This is a genomic window from Mesorhizobium sp. M1A.F.Ca.ET.072.01.1.1, from assembly GCF_004023325.1.
Classification (GTDB): domain Bacteria; phylum Pseudomonadota; class Alphaproteobacteria; order Rhizobiales; family Rhizobiaceae; genus Mesorhizobium.
In genome coordinates, this window is the sequence record NZ_RZSF01000542.1 from 1 (window position 1) to 2,846 (window position 2,846).

Sequence of the window (2,846 nt, forward strand, 5' to 3'; positions counted from 1 at the left end):
CATCAATGCAGCCCTGCTGCAGCACAAGGTGATCTTCTTCCGCGACCAGGATCAGCTCACCGATATCGAGCAGGAGCGTTTTTCCAAGCGCCTTGGCAATCTCGTTCCTCATCCGACGGAACATGTACGCAATGGTACGACATCGATCCTTGAACTTGACTCGTCACGAGGTGGCCGCGCCGATGCCTGGCACACCGACGTTACCTTCGTCGACGCCTATCCCAAGATCTCGATCCTGCGCGGTGTGACCATTCCCGAGGTCGGCGGCGATACGGTTTGGTCCAACACGGTGGCGGCCTACGAGAGCCTGCCACCGGCGTTCAACGCGACCGCCGAACAGTTGTGGGCAACCCACAGCAACGCCTATGACTATGCGGCACAGCGCCCGCGTGCCAGCGAGGCCGACCGCCGCCACTATGAAGAGGTCTTTGCTTCCACCGTCTACGAGACCGACCATCCCGTGGTGCGCGTCCATCCCGAAACCGCAGAGCGCTCGCTCGTCCTCGGCTCCTTCGTGCAACGTTTCGTCGGTTATTCCAAGAGCGATTCCGAGCAGCTCTACGCCCTCCTGCAGTCTCATGTCCAGCGGATCGAAAACACGGTGCGCTGGCGCTGGCGAGCGAACGACGTCGCGATCTGGGACAACCGGGCCACCCAGCATTACGCCGTCAACGACTATGGCGACCGCGCCCGGGTCGTGCGCCGCACCACGCTCGACGGGGATATACCCGTGAGCGTCGATGGCCGCCACAGCGTCACCCGCAAGAAGCTCGTTCGCGACGCCGTCGCTCGCGCCGCCTGACTTTCACTCCAGCAAGGATCCCCACTTATGAAATTCGCGCAAATCGCAGCCCTGATCGGTGGCCTTCTCGCCGCCGCTCCCGCGTCGGCCGAGACCGTTATCCGCATCGGCTATCCTGGAACCGGCATCGACGACCGGCCCTATGCCTATGGCGAATACGTCGCCGTGGCCAACGTGCAGCAGCTTGTCGAGGCCGAGTTCAAGGACGTTCCCGACACAAAGATCACCTGGACCTTCTTCCGCGGCGCCGGCCCGGCCCTCAACGAGTCGCTCGCCGCCGGACAGCTTGATTTCGCCGCCGGCCTCGGTGACCTGCCTTCGATCGTCGGCCGCTCGCGCGGCCTACAGACGAAATATCTGGCCTCAGCCGGCAGCCATGATGCGCTTTATCTTGCCGTACCCCGAATTCGCAGCTCAAGACCGTGGAGGACCTGAAGGGCCACAAGGTGGCGCAGTTCCGCGGCACCAATTTGCAGATCGCCACCGACCGCGTCCTCGAAAAGCACGGCCTCACCGAAAAGGACATCCGCTTCGTCAGCCTCGACTCGAATTCCGCCACGGCCGCGCTCATCTCGGGCAATGTCGAGGCTTCTTTCGGCGGCTCGGAATATCTGGACCTCGCCAAGCGCGGCGCGGTCAAGATCATCTACTCGACCAAGAACAAGACCCGACCCACGGGCGAAATGCCGGGCTCCTCGTCACCGCCGAGTTCGAGAAGGCCCATCCTGAGTTCACCGCCAAGGTCGTGCGCGCCTTCGTCAAGGCCGCGCGCTTCGGCTCGGACGAGGCCAATCGCCAGGCAGTCTTCGAGCTCTGGTCCAAGGCTGGCCTGCCGGTCGAAAGCTTCGAGGCCGATTTCAAGGACGAGCGCCTGGCCCACCGCCTGTCGCCTGTCGTCGATGATTTCATCATCGCGCGCTACAAGGACCAGGCCGAGCGCGCCAAAGCCTATGGCCTGATCAAGAAGGACGTCGACATCTACAGCTGGTTCGAGACCAAGTACCTCAAGCAGGCCCTGCTAGACCTGAAGCTTGAGAACTACTGGTCCACCTTCAACGCAAAGGGCCAGAAAGTGACCGAGGGCGAGGTCGAACACACCAAGGCGGCGAGCAACTAGGATGGCCGCCGGCCTCAGCGCGACCCAGACTGGCCACGGGGACAGCACCGCAGGTGCGGCCCCCGTTCGCCCGGGCATCCTCCCGGCCGGAGGCGTCCTGCTTCTCGGCCTCGTGGTCCCGCTTGGCCTTCTGACGGCCTGGACCGTCGCCGCTCTCCTTGGCCATTTGCCGGAGCAGATCCTGCCGCCGCCATGGATCGTGCTCGACACACTGTTGGACGGCATCCAGGACGGCTCGCTGCTCTCCAGCACCATGACGAGCCTTGAGCGCGTTGCGGAGGGATTTGCCGCCGGTGCAGCGGTTGGCCTCGTCTTCGGCAGGGCAGTTGGCCTGTCTAAGACACTTCGCGAATTGGTTGGTCCGCTGTTCCTGGCCCTCAGCCAGGTGCCGACCCTCGGCTGGATGCCGATTGTCATTCTCATCGTCGGCATCGACGAAGGCCTGAAGATCGTCGCAATCGGTTGGTCGGCCTTCATTCCAGTCGTCCTGAACACGTCCCAAGGCGTGCGCGACGTTCCGGAAGCCTATGTGGAGCTGGGCCGTGTCCTTTCGTTCAGCCGCTGGTCGAAACTCACGATGATCGTGCTGCCTTCCGCCGTGCCGTCGATCTTCACAGGGCTGCGCGAAACCTTGCCAACGCCTGGCAGACCTTGGTTGCGGTAGAGCTCATCGCATCCTTCGAGGGGCTCGGATACCTGATGGCCTATGGCCGTCAGCTTTTTCAATTGGAACTCGTTTTGTCGGCCATGATCGTGGTCGGGCTGATCGGATTGGTGATCCACGGCCTGCTCAGGCTTGCCGAAAACCGTCTGCAACGCTGGCGTCCGGAGACCTCACGATGAGCCTGATCACGATTGCGGGCCGGGAGCGGTTGTCGCACAGCGCTCCCATCGGACCGCCGCCCTCCCCCTTCCGCGGCCGACATT

5 protein-coding genes and 1 pseudogene are annotated in these 2,846 nt (G+C 63.2%); all 6 read left to right on the top strand.

The features are described from left to right. On the top strand, positions 1–802 hold an 802-nt coding region (locus EOA32_RS35895; protein WP_145971482.1), incomplete at its 5' end, for a TauD/TfdA family dioxygenase. A gap of 27 nt (positions 803–829) precedes the next feature. Next, complete coding sequence (locus EOA32_RS40420) at positions 830–1,237, top strand: hypothetical protein (RefSeq protein WP_245499510.1); 408 nt, start codon at positions 830–832, stop codon at positions 1,235–1,237. Positions 1,238–1,248: 11 nt separating this feature from the next. After that, positions 1,249–1,359 (top strand): annotated as a pseudogene (locus EOA32_RS40425) (hypothetical protein); the annotation flags it as partial. A gap of 188 nt (positions 1,360–1,547) precedes the next feature. Next, positions 1,548–1,919, top strand: a complete 372-nt coding sequence (locus tag EOA32_RS40430) for a hypothetical protein (protein WP_245499513.1) — start codon at positions 1,548–1,550, stop codon at positions 1,917–1,919. A gap of 1 nt (position 1,920) precedes the next feature. Further along, positions 1,921–2,583, top strand: coding sequence for an ABC transporter permease subunit (locus tag EOA32_RS35905; protein ID WP_245499511.1), 663 nt, complete (start codon positions 1,921–1,923; stop codon positions 2,581–2,583). A gap of 35 nt (positions 2,584–2,618) precedes the next feature. Continuing rightward, entirely contained in the window at positions 2,619–2,762 is a 144-nt protein-coding gene (locus EOA32_RS40435) for a hypothetical protein (protein ID WP_245499512.1), read from the top strand. Positions 2,763–2,846 lie beyond the last annotated feature (84 nt).

Coding starts and splice junctions, on each gene's coding strand:
- EOA32_RS35905 (WP_245499511.1), top strand. CDS start 1,921: ATGGCCGCCGGCCTCAGCGCGACCCAGACTGGCCACGGGGACAGCACC.
- EOA32_RS40435 (WP_245499512.1), top strand. CDS start 2,619: ATGGCCTATGGCCGTCAGCTTTTTCAATTGGAACTCGTTTTGTCGGCC.
- EOA32_RS40420 (WP_245499510.1), top strand. CDS start 830: ATGAAATTCGCGCAAATCGCAGCCCTGATCGGTGGCCTTCTCGCCGCC.